The sequence below is a fragment of the Streptomyces sp. NPDC055506 genome, assembly GCF_053643595.1.
In genome coordinates, this window is the sequence record NZ_JBSHKH010000074.1 from 1 (window position 1) to 15,694 (window position 15,694).

A 15,694-nucleotide genomic window follows, 5' to 3' on the forward strand; every position below is an offset into this window, starting at 1 on the left:
GGCGCGGCCCGGCGCGCCCGCCGGCGAGACGATCGAATTCGACTGGAAGGACGGCGCAATCTACCCCGGCACGTCGCGGAAGTTCTGGCTCCACGTGCCGATGGGCTACAGCCCTGCCGAACAGTTCCGGCCGACGCCGATCGAGGTTCCGCCGGGTCGCCGCGTTCCTGTCCAGCTTCACGCAGATGACCGGCGGCAACCCCGCGGGCGGCACCGAGGGCAGTACCGCGGGTTAGGGGGATGGCGGGAGGGCATTGCCCTGCGCGGGCGCCCGTCCGGGGCCACTACTGCTCCTCGTGGTGACGATCTGGGCGATGAAGAGGCTCGGTCGACAGCAATGACCAGCGCCTGTCGTGTCGTCGGCTTCTCAGGCGCTCTGGCGTGATGCGAGCCACTCGTCGTGGGTGCGTCGCACTGAGGTCCACAGAGCCGCCATGGCTTCGTCCGGCACGTCGTCGAAGGACAGGTCGAATTCACTCTCGAGCACGTCCACCCACTCGGGGAGGGACTCACACGTGTGCTTTGTGACGTCACTACCGTTGGCGTGCGTGAGGACGCATCCGCGCATCAGTGTCACTCCCTCCGCGTGGCGTCGCTGCGCGGTTATGACCTTCGCGTACCCCGACTCGGGAGAGGTCGCGTTGAAGTGGTGCCGCTTGGCGAAGACGTTCATCTCGACAGGCTGGTCGACAAGGATCACCCCTGTGACCCAGCCCGAGGGGTCATGGGTCAGCCGCCAGTCTCCTGGGCCTTCAGGCTCGACGGCTTCCATCCCGAACCGCATCGGCCCCTGCGTATAAGCGCCTTGGACGAGCGGCACGGGGTCGTACAGGGCGTCGCCCAGGCCGACGTCGACCCACCAGCGACCGCTCGGACTGGTGTCGGACGGAAGACCTTCGGCGATGATCGTGGTGTGGTTGAGCAGCGTGTCCTTGTCCGGTCCGGACTCCAGATAGACGCCGGCCACGTTGAGACTGACCTGGTAGCCGAGTTCCGTGAGCAGCGTGTGGAACGCGCTGTTGAGCTGGAAGCAGTAGCCCCCGCGTCGAGTGGTGGCGATCCTCTGCGCGCACTCGACCGGGTCGATGCCCCATCCCTGCGCGAGGTGTATCCAGAACGTGTCATACGGGACTCGCTCGACGTGTGCGCGATGCAGACGGGCCAACGCCTCGGCCGACGGCGGTTCAGCCTCGACACCGAGGCGCTTCAGGTACAGGTCTGCGGTGGAGTTCATGAGGACCTCTGGATCTGGTTCGGAACGACGCGGATGACCGCGACGGCGGCGGTACCGAGGGCAGTGCCGCGGTCGTGGGTGATGGTGGGACAGTGCCTTCCGCGGGTGCCCGCGCGGGGTGGGCGTGGGCAGCGCCGCGGTGCTCATCAGTCGGTGACGCCGCCGTAGGCGATGACCTTGGTGGGGCGCAGCCGGACGGCGAGCTCGCCGGGGACGGCGTTGCGCTTGCCGAATTCCTCGGCCCGGTCCTGGCTCATGTACCGGGCGCTGGCCTGGAAGGCGACGCCGGCCTGGGGTCAGCGGTCATCCGGGGGCGGCGGTTGCACGCGACGGTGCCCAGGACGAGGTGGTGGGACTGGTCGACGAGCTCGGCGACCAGGTCTGCGGTCGCGGGCTGGCTCCCCGGCGGGGAGACCCTGCCCGCGGCGTACGAGCGATCGGCGTCGGCCGGAACCTTCGGCGTCAGTCGGCTCTCGCCGCCACGTCGTTCTTCGGCCGGTCGCCGGACGCGTCCTTTGCCGCACGTCCGTACCGACTGACGGGAGGGCTGAAGAGCGAGCCGCGTCGGCCAGGACGAGCTCAGTGGTGCTGAGGCTGAGGAGTGCGTCCCCGGGGTCGCAGCCGGCGCCCGGCCGGTGCGGTTTCCGGCAGGCCGTGCAGAACGGGCACGACAGCGAGCGCGATGGCGGCGACCAGGGCGCCGGGGACGAGGGCCCAGCCGGTGGAGTCGACCAGGGCCTGAGAGGCGTACGGGGTGAGGCCGCCGAAGATCGCGGTGGCGGCGGTGGCGCCAAGGGCGAGGCCGCTCAGGCGCTGCGCGACCGGGAACTGCTCGGCGATCGCGGAACAGGCGACCGCGCTGATCCCGCCCGCGACGCAGGCCAGGACGACCGCCCCGGTCAGTGCGGCGGCGAAGCTGCGCTGGGCCATCAGGCCGAACATGGTCAGCGGCAGCACCACCGCCAGAGCGCCGAAGAGCAGCAGCACGGGGCGGCGTCCGATGCGGTCGGACAAGGCACCGGCGAGCGGCGTGACGAGGACGACCGCGACGGCGGCGAGGGTGGACAGCCACAGCGAGTCGGACTCGCCGAAGCCGCCGACGGAGCCGAGGTAGGTGGGGACATAGGAAATGCCGACGTAGTACGTGACCGAACCGAGGGCCGAGATCGCGAACGTGCGGTAGAGCGCGGGGCGCTGGGTGCGCAACGTGACCAAGAGCGGGCTCTGCTCCCGCGGAATTTCCAGCTGCTTCTGGAACTCGGGCGACTCCCGCATGGTGGAGCGGGCGATCAGGACGGTGCCGGCAAGGAGCGCGCCGAACAGGAACGGGATGCGCCAGCCCCACGCGTCCAGCGCGGACGCGGAGGTGAGGGTGACGGTGAGGGCGGCCACGGCGGCGGCGAGCAGCGCGCCGATCTGGCTGGCGGCGGAGGCGAGCGAGGCGACCAGGCCGCGGCGCCGGGGTTCGGCGCCTTCGACCAAGTAGGCGGTGACCCCGGTGTACTCACCGCCGACCGCGAGGCCCATCACGCAGCGCAGTAGCAACACCAGAGTTCCGGCGGCGGCGCCGATCTGCGCATCGGTGGGCAGCAGCGCAGTGGCCAGCATCGCTGCGGTCATCACCGCCATCGACATGAGCAGCACCTTGCGCCGGCCGATGCGGTCCCCGACATGTCCGAAGACCATCGCGCCGAGCGGACGCATCAGGTAGGCGACGGCGAAGACCGCGAGGGTGACCAGGAGCGAGGAGGAGCCGGAGCCGAAGAAGACCCGGGAAAGCACCGTGGTCATGTACAGGTACAGCGTGAAGTCGTACCACTCCACGACGGTGGACAGCGCCGCCACCACGATCGAGGAACGGGGAAGGGCGGCTGCCGTCGGGGCGGGCACAGCGGAGTCCATGGAACTGCCTTCAGCGAATAGCGATGCCAGATGGGGCGGTGGCACTCGGACAAACATCCGGGCCTTCACCAACGTAACATCGATTCGATGTGCACCTCGAATCGATGTGAGATGCTGGAGGCATGCTGGAACTCGCGATCCTCGGCTCCCTCGCCGAAGGCCCCCTTCCTGGCCATGAGCTGCGCCGCCGCGTCACGGCACTGACCGGTTACAGCCGTCCGGTCAGCGACGGCACGCTCTATCCGGCGCTGAACCGGCTCACCAAGGCCGGACTGATCGAACGGCACCCCGCCCCCGAGTCAGGCGGCGGCCGCTACGTGCTGAATCTGACCGCCACAGGTCGCGAGGACATGCTGCAACGCCTCCGCGAACCCGCCGACCACGAGATCAGCGACCTCGCCCGCTGGTTCACCATCCTGGCGTTCCTCTCCCTGCTGCCCGACACCGCCGAGCAGCACGCGGTCCTGCGCCGCCGCCTGGCATTCCTCGAGACCCCGTCGAGCTTCTTCTATGAGGACGAAAAGCCCGTCCGAGCCGAGCAGACCGACGACCCCTACCGGCGCGGCATGCTGCTCATCGCCCGCGCCATGACCCGATCCGAACGCGCCTGGTTGCACGAGACCTTGGACGCCAGACCCGCCGAGGGGGCGTGACACGAAAGCGCTGAGCGTCGTGAACAGTCGCTGGATCTCGTTGCAGGTGAGCGGGATCAAGCCGTCCGGGCGGGGTGGCCGGCGTGTTCGTCAGCGCGAACGCCAGCGGGGAAGGCGTGAGCGAGCATGGCCAGGGTGACCCAGCGAGACTACGAGGTGAAGCGGCGGACCTGGTGTTCGTCCAGTCCGGCCGGGCCCTTTCCGGACTGAAAGGTCTCCTCCAGCGGCCATCTCGACCCGGCGACGCGGACCAGCGTGGTCGGGGGCACCGGGGTCGGCGACCAGCAGCGGTAGTAGGCCAGTTCGCCAGTGGTGCGATTGCGGCGGATCAACGGCTGGCGGCTGCCGACCCGGGGTTCGGCCAGGTCGATGACGGCCCAGTCGTAGAAGTGGTGTCCCTTGGCGCCAGCCCCGGCCGACAGCTTCTGCCAGGTCCGCCTCGGCACCTTCGCGGCCAGGGCATCGGCTCGGAACTTCCCCGCGCGGGTGGTGACTCCTCGTCGCTCAGCTGCTCCAGCACGTACTCACGCACGTCATCACGCACCCGGCCGGCATCCCACCTCGCCCGGCCGAACAGGTGCTGCATGCCGTCCGGACTCGCCTCACCCGGCCCACTCGGCGATCGACCAGCAGTTCTTGCGCGGCAGGGCCCCAGCATCAACTCCTTCACCCGGCGCCGGGGCTCAACCCGCCAGAACCGGCCAGCTTTCCGGGACATCAGCACCTCGAACGCCTCCTGCCAGCGGGCAGGGTCTACGCTGTGACCTGCGACCACCGCATAATCTTCAGTCTTCACACACCGATGTTCACCCGCCGGCTCGTGCCAGGAGGACACATGCAACGCGGCGAAGTCTGGTGGGTCGACTTCGACGAGCGACGCCCGGTGGTGCTGCTGTCGGACGAGGAGTCATCCGGGTTCCAGGCGATGCAGGTCGTCGCTCCAGCGGGCGTCGACATCAGCGGCCTCGGCGTTGAGGTGGCCGTGGGCCCCCTGGAAGGAGTGCCCTTCGAAGGCGTGCTGCGGTTGGCGTTCCCGCGTCCAGGCTTTACTCCTTGCACATGGCTGACCACCGTGGCCCGGGACGACCTGATCGAGCGGGCGGGCGTGTTGTCCTCCGCGAAGCTCAGCGAGGTTGGAGAAGCCCTCCATGCCGCTGGACAGAGCAGGGAGTGGACCCCGATGACGGCTGCCAGACTCCACGAGATCAAAGATGCCCGCCGTCTCGGAGGACTCGATGAGTAGCGGACGCCTCTGCTGCCCAGCTCGATCTCGTCGACGACCGACGCACCGTCCTTGAGCGTGCCCTCCAGGACGGTCACGGCCGCGGCGCGTCCGGAGTCGACCTTCGGCGAGACGAGGTAATCACCCACCCGCTTGCCGGTCGCCGCGTCGACGATCTCGAAGGTGCCGGTGACGCGGTCGCCGTCCTTGTCGGAGAACGTGTCCCGCAGTGACGTGACCGTCACCTGGGCGGATTGCTGGTGGCGTTGGCGGAGTTGACCCGCTTCCACTGCCCGACGGCGGACTCGTCTGCGGCCCTCAGGCCCATGCTGGACTGCGGCGCCTTGGAGGAAGCCCACGTCTGCACGAGTGAGGTCACGTCGGCGTTGATCCACCCGGCTGCGCCGCACTTCGGGTTGCCCTTGGTCTGGGTGGACGTCGCGTGCTGGGTGTGCAGGGTGGGCTGGGACGTCCAGCGGCTCGAGACCGATGCCTTGTCGGCCGACCCGACCGTCCAGGGCTGCGGCTTGCAGTCGGTGTTGCCCGAGTGGAAGTTCCACAGACTGAGCTCGGCGTTCGTCACCAGGGCGTCAGCGAGCGGAGCCGTTCCCCAGGTGATGAAGGACCGTGCGGTACGCGGGGTGCCGCCTGCGTTCTTGGTGCCCGGGTTGCCGAGGTCCAGCTCGGTGTCGGTGGACCAGTCGCGGGCTTCTCCCTGCTGGACGTAGGTGTCGAAGGCGTTGCTGAGGACGGACGTCGAGGGGTCGACGGTGACCGGGTACCGCGTCGTGGGGTCAGCCAGGAATGCGGGGTCCGGCGTGACCCACGAGGTCGATCGAGGAGCCATGCTGCTTCACCTGCATCGCCACCGGTACGCGGCGGGTGTGCTCGCCGGACCGAGACGGCCGTACGGGTCGTACGGCTCCCGGTCCGCGTCGGCCACGTCCGCCCGATAGGCGGCCTCCGACTCGGCGTCCTCGGCGGCCCGCTCCTCCGGAGTGAGCGCGGTGCAGCGGGCTCTTCCTGCTCGCGCTACGCCTGGGTCCGAGCGCTGCGGTAGCCGGCCCAGACGTGCACGGCGTCGTTGGGTCCCCAGCAGCCGCGCAAGCCCCCGGCCGCCGTCGAGGCTCTGGCGGTCGGCCGTGCGGGCGCATCGGCCGCCTGCACACGCTGCGGCGGGGGTCGCCGCTGCCGCGCCACCCGTCGCGGCGGGGGCATTTCCTCCAGTGGAGCGGGTGATTACTCCGTATTAGAGTGAAATGGTCCGCATCATTCAGGGCACCGCTTTCCGACGCTCCGGGTGCCGATGACGTCCGTTGCGTCGCGACGTTCCGATTCCTTCGCAGCGGAGATGGTGACGATGGCGCGGGACTCCGTGTTCCACGCGCCGCGGGCCGGTTCCTCGGCCACGACAGGCGCAGAGACCCCCTCTTGGTACGGCGCACCCGCCGCCGGGAGTTACGACCCGGCGGCGGTGGACTGGGAGGGCCTGCGCGGGAGGCTCGAAGGGACGTTGCTCCGGCCGGACGATGTGGGATTCGACGACGCCCGCAAAGGCTTCAACCCGCTGCACGACGACCATGTTCCGGCCGCGGTGGCGCAGTGCGCGTCCGCGGCGGATGTGGCTGAGGCCGTGGTGGCCGCGGGCGGCCGGGTGCCGCTGGCGGCGCGCAGCGGCGGCCACTCCTACGTCGGGTATTCGGCGCCGCACGGCGGCCTGGTCATCGACCTGCGCCGGATGTCCCAGGTCGACGCCACCGAGGACGGCAGCGTGACGGTCGGGGCCGGCGCACCGCTGCGGACCGTCTACAGCGCCGTGGGGCAGGCCAACCGCTGCCTGCCCGCCGGATCGTGCTTCACCGTCGGGATCGCCGGCGTCACCCTCGGAGGCGGGATCGGGGTCCTGCAACGCAAATTCGGCCTGACCTGTGACCATCTGACCGCCGCGGAAGCCGTCACCACCGATGGCCGCGTCCTGACGGCCACGGCGGCCGCTACCCCCGATCTCTTCTGGGCCCTGCGCGGTGGCGGAGGGGGCAACCTCGCCATCGTCACCCGCTTCACCTTCGCCACCGACCCGGCCCCCGCCCTGACGGTCTTCGTCCTCACCTTCCCTGAGGGCAAGGTGACCGAGATCCTCACCGCCTGGCAGCCCTGGATCGCCGGTGCCCCCAGGGAAATGTGGGCCAACCTGAACATCTCCGGTGGCAATCCGCCCAGCTGCCGGGTAGCCGGCTGCTTCGTCGGCCCCAGCACCGCCTGCTACCCGCTACTCGACGACCTGATTCTCCGCGCAGGCGTCGTACCCACCCGCCGCAACATCCAGGACCGCGACTATTTCAACGGCATGCGCTTCTTCTCCGGCAGGCCCCTCCGCGAGTCGTTCGTCGCCTCCTCCCGGATCCTCACCACCCCAACCCCCGACCCCCAGGCCCTGACGCGCCTGCTCACCGGCCGGACTGGCACCAACCTCATCTTCGATCCGCTCGGCGGCGCGGTCGCCGACACTGTCACCGCCCAGACCGCCTTCCCGCACCGCAACGCCTTCGCCACAGCGCAGATCTACGCCTCCGCCACCACGGCCTCCGAACCCGACGTCACTCGCAATGTTGCCGAGATCATCGCCGGACTCGGCGCTTTGGGTATCGGTGGTGGATACGTCAACTACATCGACCCCGACCTTCCCGACTGGCCCACCGCCTACTACGGCCCCAACCTCCCCCGCCTCCGCTCCATCGCTCACGACTACGACCCCGACCATTTCTTCGACTTCCCGCAAAGCCTCCACCACGCCTGAACCAGGTGGGGCCCGGAGACCTGCCGCCGATCCCTGCCGGCGTCCTGTTCCGGAAGGTCGCGAACTCGTCCGCGGTGGCCTTCCGGAAGCCGCCCTGGAGTTCACCTGGTGGGCGGGACCGCCCCATGGATCCCGCCCGTTCACGGTCAAGGACTGAACTGGCGCGGGCAGCCGATCGACGTGTCAGTCAGGCAGTCGGTCCAGCAGCCACTCGCCGAGTTCCTGGGTGATGGCGGTGTGCGCCGTTGTGGCGGAGGAGCAGATGAACTCGTCGAACTCGCTCTCCTCCGGGGGCAGTTCGTCGATGTTCGCGTAGAGGTCCTTCTGCTGGTCGATGTCGCGGATCGCGACCGCGCTGACTGAGGGGACGAAGCAGACGCTCTCGTGCCGCGGATCGACCTCGGCGCCGGCCTTCTTCAGCGTGTCGGCGAGGATGCCGTAGGAGCGGAGGGTGCCGCCGGGGGCGCCGTCCAGTTCGGGGAAATCGTTCGTCGTGATCGTCTTCTCGGCCGGGGGGAACCTCCGCTTCAGCTCGGCGACGATGACGTCCTTGCCCTGCGCCTGGGTGTAGAAGGTCGTGCCCGGGTAGATCCGCTCGACCTTCAGGGCGGTCTCGCCGGGTGGGATCGTCAGGCCCGTGCCATTGCCACGGCCGTTGGCGAGCGCCAGTTTGAGGGGGATGGCCGGCCAGCCGCCGATCCGCGCCAGTTCCTCCAGGAACTGTTCGCGCTCGGGGGCGATCCCGATCTCCCCGGTCTCCGGGTCGTAGTGCCGCCAGAGCATCTGCCGGGCGGCCGGGCTGTTCATCTGCCGGGCGAAGGGGTTCTGGACCGGGATGAAGTGTGCGAACGCCTGGAGGCCGACGGGCACGACGGCGCCGCGGTGCGGGCTGTCGTAGGAGAAGTACAGACGGGTGCGGTGGTCCATCCGCCGCATCTCCATCTTGGCGAGGGTGTAGCGGGTGACCAGGCCGCCCATGCTGAAGCCGCCGACGGTCAGCGGTGCGTCGCCCAGTTGCTCGGCGGTGGTGCGCAGGATGGCCGCCATCGCGGCTTCGGCGTTGTCCAGGACCGAGGCGGAGCGCTCGTCGAATCCGAGCAGGATGACGTCGCGGCCCCGGCGGCGCAGTTCGCTCAGAAGGGGGTAGTCGCGGTCGAGACCGGCGTACAGCAACTTCAGGTCGCTCTTGCCGAGGTTGAAGCCGTCGGCCATGATCACCGGCCGGGTGATTCCTCGGTTGCCTTCGCCGTAGAAGGCATGTGCGAAACCGTTCGGCAGTTCCCACTGCTCGTCGGGTTCCGGGACCGGATACGGCAGCGGGGCCGACGGCTCAGCACTCACGGGGGCGGCGAGCGTGAACTCCCCGACGGTCCGCTCGGCCTGCTCCTGCTCGGACAAGGTCGTCTCCTTCCGTGCGCGCGCATGGCACAGCAGCCCGCTCCGGAAGCGGACTGAAGGACTGTGAGCGGCGCGAAGACAGATCCATCGTCAGAGGTGCGGTCACCGGCCGGACATGAAATGCCCGGCACTTCATCCGTACGAAGGGATCGGGGGTGAGGGGCGAATACGTTCGGTGCGCCGCCCGTTCGGCCCAGAGGCAGTGCGTTCTCCAGAAGTCGCCATGGCCTTCGCGTCAGAGCAGGCCGTCACCCACGTCCGCCGCAGCCGCACCGTCGTGTGATGCGGCATCAAGCCAAAGTCATGTCGGCCGTCTTCCGGGATCGGCACCCCGCTCATATCCTCGGGCGCCGATGTTACCGATGGTAAGGGGTGGCGATGAGCGGCACCACGCGAAGAAGTTTCCTGGGCACTGCCGCGGCCGCCGGCGGTGGGGTCGCTCTTGGAACGCCCCAGCGGGCTTCGGCCGAGAGCGGTGCGGCAGTGCGGACCGTGGCCGTGCTGGGCGGGGGTGTCGCCGGGCTCACCGCCGCTCACGAACTCGCCGAGCGCGGCTTCCGGGTCACGGTCTACGAACGCAAGGCGCTGGGCGGCAAGGCCCGCAGCATGGACGTGCCGGACAGCGGCACGGGCGGTCGTCGGCCCCTGCCAGGAGAGCACGGCTTCCGCTTCATCCCCGGCATTTATCACAACCTGCCCGACACCATGCGGCGCATCCCGTTCCCCGGCAACCCGGGCGGTGTCCACGACAACCTCGTCGCCCCCAAGGAGATGCTGTTCGCCCGGTCGGGCGGCCGTGAGGACATCCGGCTCCCGCTGCCCGGGCACGGTGACGCCCCGGCCGAACTCACCCCCGACGAGATCCGTCGCGCCCTCACCGCGGTCCTGGACACGGCCTTCAACCTCCCCCTCCACGAGGCCCTCTACTTCGCCAACCGCTTCCTGGTCTTCCTCACCAGCTGCGACGAGCGCCGCGACGACGTATGGGAGCGGACGCCATGGTGGGAGTTCGTACGGGCCGGACAGATGTCCGACGACTACCAGCGGATCCTCGCCGTCGGCATCACCCGCAACATCGTGGCCACCAAGGCGGAGGAGGCCAGCACCCGTACGGTCGCCACTCTGATGGAGGCCTTCATCTTCAACCTCCTCGGGCGGGGCGCGGACGGACCGCTGGACCGCATCCTCAACGCGCCCACCAACGAGGCCTGGATCGACCCGTGGGTGACTTACCTGAGGTCACTCGGGGTCGAGTTCCGCGTCGGCTGGACCGTACGGGACCTGACTCTGGCCGGCGGTGAGATCGCTGGGGCTGTCGTGGAGGACCCCGGAGGCGCGCGCCGGACCGTTACCGCCGACCACTACATTTCGGCGATGCCGGTCGAGCACGCCCGCCGTACCTGGAACTCCGCCGTACGCGCCGCCGATCCCCAACTGGCCGAGTGCGACCGGCTGGAGACGGACTGGATGACGGGCATTCAGTTCTATCTGACCGAACGTACGCCGATTCTGCACGGCCACCTCAACCTGATCGACTCCCCATGGTCGCTGACCGCGATCGCCCAGGCCCAGCACTGGCCTGGCCACGACTTCCCCGCCGACTTCGGCGACGGCACCGTCGCGGACTGCCTGTCCGTGGACGTCTCCGAGTGGGACCGGCCGGGCATCCTGTACGGCAAGACGGCCAAGCAGTGCACCCGTGCCGAAGTCGCCCGTGAGGTCTGGGCGCAGTTGAAGGCGGCGCTCAACGACAGCGGCCGTACGGTCCTGAAGGACTCCGTGCTGCACTCCTGGTTCCTCGATCCGGCCGTGGACGGACTGGGCACCCCGAACCCGGTCAACGAGGAGCAGCTGCTCATCCATCCGGTGGGGACGTTCCACCACCGGCCGCGGTCGGCCACGAAGATCCCCAACCTCTTCCTGGCCGGCGACTACGTGGCCGTGCCCATCGATCTCGCCACCATGGAGGGCGCCAACTCCTCGGCCCGGCAGGCCGTCAACGCCCTGCTGGAACGGATCGGCTCGACCGCCGAGCGGTGCACCGTGACGCCGTTGTACCGGGCCCCGGAGATGGAGGCACTCAAGCGGCACGACCGCACCCGCTACCTCCTCCGGCTGCCGAATCTCTTCGACGTCGGCTGAACGCCCTCCGCGTCCCACCGCGGACGTGTCGGAGAGCGGCGTGTCAGAGCCAGCGCTTCTTGCGGAAGACCAGGTAGACGAGGGCGACCAGGGCCGCGGTGGTGATCAGGATCGTCGGGTAGCCGAACAGCCAGCGCAGCTCGGGCATGTGGTCGAAGTTCATGCCGTAGACGGCCGCAATGGCCACGGGGATGGCGATCAGGGCGGCGGCCGCGCTGATCCGGCGCACGTCGTGGTTCTGCTGGACGCTCGTCTGCGCGAGGGCCATGGTCAGGGCGTTGTCGACGAGTTCGGTGAGCACGGTGACCCGTTCGGCGGCCTGGGCCAGGTGGTCGGCGACGTCACGGAAGTACGCGGCCAGCTCCCGGTCCACGCCCGGGACGCGACGCTCGGCGAGGTCGGCCAAGGGCTGGGCCAGCGGCGTGACCGTGCGACGCAGCTCGAGGAGCTCGCGTTTGAGCTGGTAGACGCGGCCGACGTCGTGTCTGGCGTCCGGCGAGAAGGCGTCGAACTCGACCTGGTCGACGTCCCCCTCCAGGGCGGTGACGACGTCGAGGTACTGGTCGACGACCGTGTCCGCGATCGCGTGCAGCACCGCGACCGGGCCGTGGGCCAGACGCCCGGGGTCGGCTTCCAGGGCGGTGCGGACACCGCTCAGGTGCCGGGCGGGGTCGTGGCGTACGACGACGATGAAGTCGCGGCCGACGAAGGCCATGATCTCGCCGGTGCCGACGATGTCGGTGGTGGGCGTCAGCTCCTCGTGTTCGAGGTAGACGGCGGTGCGCAGGACGAGGAACAGGGTGTCGTCGTAGCGCTCCAGCTTGGGTCGCTGGTGGGCGTGGAGGGCGTCCTCGACAGCGAGCGGGTGCAGACCGAAGGCCCGGGCGACGATCTGGAGCTGGTCGGCGGTCGGGGCGTGCAGGCCGATCCAGACGAATCCGCCAGGGGTGGTGCGGGTGACGTCCATGGCCTCGTCCAAGGGCAGGCGTCCGGGCCTGCGGCGCCCGTACTCGTACAGGGCACAGTCGACGACGGGGATCGCTTGCCGAGGCGTGTCGTGGGCCGTCATGGCTCACCTCCTTGCGGGACGCGGGTGGCGCGCGTGCCGCGATTACCACCTTTGCACGGAAGTGTGAGCAGCGTCCTGCGACGAGGAGCGGGCGGCGGCGGTGGGGGGAGGTCCCCCGTCGACGGCCACCAAGGTGTGGCCGCCCGTGCGATTGACGGGCAGGACGAGGTACAGCGCGCTGCCCGCCGGGCCGGCGATGGCCCGGCCCGGCCCGGCTCCATGGTGGTGCGGGGATGCGTACCGGGGCTCTCCGGTGACTCTACGCCCGGCTCGCGGGGTGCTCCGACCCTTCCTGACGGGACGCGGACGGCGATCGAACCGATGCTGACGGATCCCCTACACCACGGGCCGGGACCTGGGAGTACGCCGTTCCAGGCGGGCCGGGGGCAAGCGGCTGGGCCGCGTACGTGATGCGGACGACGCCGTCCTCGTGGCGCTCCGTCCTGCCCAGTACGCCGAAGACGCCGCGCAGGAGGTCCGGGGTCAGGACCTCCAGTACGGGTCCGGCCGCCACCACCTCGCCCTCGTGGAGGACGACGAGGTGATCGCAGAGCCGGGCGGCGAGGTCGAGGTCGTGGAGAACCGCCAGGGTGGTGATCCCGGTGCTGCGGATCAGGTCCAGGAGTTCGAAACGGGCGCGGATGTCGAGGTGGTTGGTGAGTTCGTCCAGGACCAGGAGGTGCGGGCGCTGGGCGAGGGCGCGGGCCAGGAGGACACGTTGGCGTTCGCCGCCGGAGAGGGTGGCGTAGTCGCGGTCCGCGAAGGGCGCGACGCCGCAGCGGTCGACCGCCTCCGTCACGGCCCTGCGGTCCTCGGTGCCGTCCCGGCCCATGAGGCCGTGGTGGGGTGTGCGGCCCAGGGCGACGATCTCGGTCACGGTCAGGCCGGTGGTGGTGCCGGCGTCCTGGAGCACGGCTGCCGTACGGCGGGCGGCGGTGCGCGCGGACAGCTCCCAGACGTCGTCGTCCCCCACCCTGACGACGCCGTCCGCCGGGCGCAGTGAGCGGTAGACGGTGCGGAGCAGGGTGGACTTGCCGCTGCCGTTGGGCCCCACGAGCCCGACGATGTCGCCCTTGGCGGCCTCCAGGTTCACCTCGCGGAGGATCGGCTTGCGGTCCAGGGTGATGTGGAGATTGTCCACGGTCAGTTTCATACAGCGATCTTTTTCATACGGTGTCCAAGCCCTTGTCGCGGCGCAGCAGCCAGAGGAAGAACGGGGCGCCGAGCAGGGCGGTGAGGATGCCCAGCGGCAGTTCGTTGGGGCGGTTGACGGTCCGGGAGAGCAGGTCCACGACAACCAGATACACGGCTCCGAGGAGTGCGGTCAGGGGTAGCAGCCTGCGGTGGTCGGCGCCCACGGTGAGGCGGACCAGGTGGGGGATCATCAGGCCGACGAAGCCGATGCCGCCGGCGACGGCGATGACGGTGCCGGTGAGCAGCGCGCTGATGACCAGCAGGACGGTGCGCAGCCGGTTGACGTCCACGCCGAGCGCGGTGGCGGACTCGTCTCCGGCCAGCAGGGCGTTGAGCCGCCGCCCGAAGAGGGTCAGTACGACGGTGCTCGTCAGGACCACGACGGTGACGGTGGGCAGTTGGTCCCACTGGGCGCCCGCGACGCTGCCCAGCATCCAGAACATCACCGTCCGCAACTCGGTGGGTGTGGCCAGCAGTTGAACGAAGCTGGTCATCGACAGCAAGACGTAGCCGACCGCTACTCCGGCCAGGACCAGGCGGGTGGGGGCCAGGCGGCCCCGCCGCTGTCCGAGGGCGAAGACCAGGGCCCCGGCCGCCAGGGCACCGACGAACGCGGCACCCGACACCCCGAGGCCGGCCAGCCCGCCGAGTGCGGCACCGCCGAGGGTGATGACCAGTACGGCCCCGAGCGAGGCGCCGTAGGAGAAGCCCAGGACGATCGGGTCGGCGAGGGGGTTGGAGACCAGGGTCTGGAGGACCGCCCCGGCGATGGCGAGGCCCGCGCCGACCAGGGCGGCCAGGGCGACGCGGGGCGCCCGGAAGCTCCAGACGATCTGATCCGTCGCCGGGTCGGCGGTGGCGCCCTGCCCGGTGACGTGGTGCAGGAGGATCCGCCACACGTCGGCCACCGGGATGGTCACCGCCCCGATGCTCACCGCCACCACCATGACGGCGACGAGGACGACCAGCAGGACGCCTACGGCGAGGGACAGCCGCAGGCCGTTCAGGCCTTGTCGGGGTGCAGCATTCCGGCGATCTTCTCCACGGCCAGGTCGTTGCTCGGGCCGAGGTACATCGAGTCCGACAGCGCCACGTACTTCTTGTTCTTCGCGGCCGGCCAATGGGGGAACTCCTTCAGCAGTTTCTCGGCGTAGGCCGCCGGGTCTGGGTCGTTGTAGCCGATGACGACGAGGGCGTCGACGTCGGTGGCGGCCACCTTCTCCTTGCTCAGGTCGGCGAAGGAGGTCTTGGAGGCGTTCTCGAAGGCGTTGGTGCCGCCGGCTCGGGCGAGGATGTCGTTGTAGATGCCCTTGGCGACGACCGAGCTGAAGTCGTTGCCGCCCATGGTCATGTTGGAGAACAGGACCATGACCTTGGGCTTCTTCTCCCCCTTCACCTTGGCGGAGACGGCGGCGATGTTCTTCTCCGAGGCGGCGATCAGCTTCTCGGCGCGGTCGCTCTTGCCGAAGACCCTGCCCATGTCGCGCAGCAGCGTGTAGCTGTCGGCGATGGTCATCTTGGAGGTGTCCTGGTCGCAGCCCTGCGGGGAGACGTAGGTGTCGGCACCGACCTGCCCCAGCTGCTCGCGGGTGGCGAAGCCGTTCTTCTCGTCGAAGCCGTAGGACGTCGTGGACAGCACCAGGTCGGGGCGCAGGCCGATCATCGCCTCACGCGGGATGTCATAGGCGTCGTTGAGCTTGACGTCCCCGTCGGGCAGCGCCTTGATCGCCTTGGCGCGGCCGGGGACCTCGGACATGCCGTAGCTCTGCTGGTTGGCGACGATCTTGTCGCCGAGGCCCAGGGCGAGCAGCGTGGAGACCTCGGCGACCGAGGCTCCGTTCATGACGACGACGCGGCCGGGCGGCTGGGTGAACTTCTGAGACACCCCGCAGTTGTCGAGGGTCACGGGGTAGCCGGACCGCGCGGCGGCCGCGTTGCCGTCCGTGGCGCCGTCCTTGTCCGTCGAGGCGTCGGCGCATGCCGTGGTGATGAGGCAGAAGGCACCGGCCAGGGCGACGGCGACCGGCCGTTTCGTCGGCATGCTTGCTCCTTGTTGCGGGCTGTTCGTGAGTGTGGTGGGTTC

11 protein-coding genes and 3 pseudogenes are annotated in these 15,694 nt (G+C 69.6%); 5 read left to right on the top strand and 9 right to left on the bottom strand.

Going from position 1 to position 15,694, the window contains the following annotated elements; translation table 11 throughout:
• A pseudogene (locus tag ACWIF2_RS25500) lies at positions 1–385 on the top strand (hypothetical protein); the annotation flags it as partial.
• Here ACWIF2_RS25500 and ACWIF2_RS25505 read toward each other — a convergent pair.
• Both ACWIF2_RS25505 and ACWIF2_RS25510 read right to left on the bottom strand, forming a co-directional pair.
• Entirely contained in the window at positions 368–1,234 is an 867-nt protein-coding gene (locus ACWIF2_RS25505; RefSeq protein WP_454362960.1) for an arylamine N-acetyltransferase family protein, read from the bottom strand. The pseudogene ACWIF2_RS25500 and the gene ACWIF2_RS25505 sit on opposite strands and share 18 nt — an antisense overlap.
• 579 nt (positions 1,235–1,813) lie before the next feature.
• Positions 1,814–3,136, bottom strand: coding sequence for an MFS transporter (locus ACWIF2_RS25510; RefSeq protein WP_454362962.1), 1,323 nt, complete (start codon positions 3,134–3,136; stop codon positions 1,814–1,816).
• A gap of 122 nt (positions 3,137–3,258) precedes the next feature.
• Between ACWIF2_RS25510 and ACWIF2_RS25515 the strand changes: the two genes are divergently transcribed.
• The gene (locus ACWIF2_RS25515; RefSeq protein ID WP_454362964.1) at positions 3,259–3,789 is read left to right on the top strand and encodes a PadR family transcriptional regulator; all 531 of its coding nucleotides are present in this window, start codon (positions 3,259–3,261) and stop codon (positions 3,787–3,789) included.
• 12 nt (positions 3,790–3,801) lie between these two features.
• Here ACWIF2_RS25515 and ACWIF2_RS25520 read toward each other — a convergent pair.
• A pseudogene (locus ACWIF2_RS25520) lies at positions 3,802–4,507 on the bottom strand (IS701 family transposase); the annotation flags it as partial.
• A gap of 117 nt (positions 4,508–4,624) precedes the next feature.
• On the opposite strand from ACWIF2_RS25520, the gene ACWIF2_RS25525 reads away from it, so the two are divergent.
• The gene (locus tag ACWIF2_RS25525) at positions 4,625–5,032 is read left to right on the top strand and encodes a type II toxin-antitoxin system PemK/MazF family toxin (protein ID WP_454362966.1); all 408 of its coding nucleotides are present in this window, start codon (positions 4,625–4,627) and stop codon (positions 5,030–5,032) included.
• A gap of 44 nt (positions 5,033–5,076) precedes the next feature.
• On the opposite strand, the pseudogene ACWIF2_RS25530 reads toward ACWIF2_RS25525, so the two are convergent.
• A pseudogene (locus ACWIF2_RS25530) lies at positions 5,077–5,910 on the bottom strand (DNRLRE domain-containing protein); the annotation flags it as partial.
• 461 nt (positions 5,911–6,371) lie between these two features.
• On the opposite strand from ACWIF2_RS25530, the gene ACWIF2_RS25535 reads away from it, so the two are divergent.
• Positions 6,372–7,808, top strand: coding sequence for an FAD-dependent oxidoreductase (locus ACWIF2_RS25535; protein WP_454362968.1), 1,437 nt, complete (start codon positions 6,372–6,374; stop codon positions 7,806–7,808).
• A gap of 183 nt (positions 7,809–7,991) precedes the next feature.
• Here ACWIF2_RS25535 and ACWIF2_RS25540 read toward each other — a convergent pair whose 3' ends face one another.
• Positions 7,992–9,206 carry an esterase/lipase family protein gene (locus ACWIF2_RS25540; protein ID WP_454362970.1) on the bottom strand — a complete coding sequence of 405 codons (1,215 nt, stop codon included), beginning with the start codon at positions 9,204–9,206 and terminating at the stop codon, positions 7,992–7,994.
• A 378-nt stretch (positions 9,207–9,584) separates the two neighbouring features.
• Here ACWIF2_RS25540 and ACWIF2_RS25545 point away from each other — a divergent pair, with 378 nt between their 5' ends.
• The gene (locus ACWIF2_RS25545; protein ID WP_454362971.1) at positions 9,585–11,348 is read left to right on the top strand and encodes a hydroxysqualene dehydroxylase; all 1,764 of its coding nucleotides are present in this window, start codon (positions 9,585–9,587) and stop codon (positions 11,346–11,348) included.
• A 43-nt stretch (positions 11,349–11,391) separates the two neighbouring features.
• Here the strand turns inward: ACWIF2_RS25545 and ACWIF2_RS25550 are convergent, their stop codons facing one another.
• The 4 genes from ACWIF2_RS25550 to ACWIF2_RS25565 form a co-directional block, all read right to left on the bottom strand.
• Positions 11,392–12,417, bottom strand: coding sequence for a magnesium and cobalt transport protein CorA (locus ACWIF2_RS25550; protein ID WP_454362972.1), 1,026 nt, complete (start codon positions 12,415–12,417; stop codon positions 11,392–11,394).
• A gap of 259 nt (positions 12,418–12,676) precedes the next feature.
• Entirely contained in the window at positions 12,677–13,570 is an 894-nt protein-coding gene (locus tag ACWIF2_RS25555) for an ABC transporter ATP-binding protein (protein ID WP_454362973.1), read from the bottom strand.
• Positions 13,571–13,583: 13 nt separating this feature from the next.
• Entirely contained in the window at positions 13,584–14,558 is a 975-nt protein-coding gene (locus ACWIF2_RS25560) for a FecCD family ABC transporter permease (RefSeq protein WP_454362974.1), read from the bottom strand.
• Positions 14,559–14,614: 56 nt separating this feature from the next.
• Entirely contained in the window at positions 14,615–15,652 is a 1,038-nt protein-coding gene (locus tag ACWIF2_RS25565; RefSeq protein WP_454362975.1) for an ABC transporter substrate-binding protein, read from the bottom strand.
• Positions 15,653–15,694 lie beyond the last annotated feature (42 nt).